Annotated in this window: 1 protein-coding gene; it reads left to right on the plus strand. The window is 72.3% G+C overall.

Annotation, left to right across the window (positions count from 1 at the left end):
• Positions 1-249: 249 nt before the first annotated feature.
• Positions 250-614: transposase (locus tag DWY05_RS09865; RefSeq protein ID WP_158563738.1), on the plus strand; the 365-nt coding region annotated here is incomplete at its 3' end.

Consider the following 614-nt stretch of genomic DNA (forward strand, 5'->3'; position numbering starts at 1 on the left):
TGCACCCGTATACCATTGACGTCGACACCATCAGATGCGGACCGCGCGGTGACCCCACATTCCGCTGGCGCCCACAGGGCTGCCCTCGTTTCCTGACATGTCCCGCGCGGCCCGCGGCGAGCCGAGACCGCCGCATGACCTAATAGGAGCATGGAGCGATACCGCGGACCCGAACAACCGCATTCTATCGCGCCCCGTCAGTGTGCCGTCTGCCCGGTCCAGGCGAGCACGGAAAGAACGGAGCGAGACATGCGAAACGAATCGACACCCGGCGCCCGCGGGCCGGTCTTCTGCGGGGTCGACACCCACGCCGACTCGCACTGGCTGTGCGTCCTCGACTGGAGGGGCCGCAGGGTCCTGTCCCGCCGGTTCCCCGCCGACGCGGCGGGCTACGAGGCGCTCGCCGGGGCGATCGCGGCGGCCGGGGAGCCGGCCTGCGTCGCGATGGAGGGGACGTCGTCCTACGGGGCGGGCCTCACCAGGCACCTCGCGTCGCTGGGGATGCCCGTGCGCGAGGCGCTCTCCCCGGCGAGGACGCAGAGGAGGCGCCCGGGGCAGGGAAAGTGCGACGAGGCGGACGCGGAGAGGGCCGCCCGCGCGGCGATGTCCGGCTC

It is taken from the genome of Collinsella sp. AF23-4AC (assembly GCF_003462685.1).
GTDB lineage: Bacteria > Actinomycetota > Coriobacteriia > Coriobacteriales > Coriobacteriaceae > Collinsella.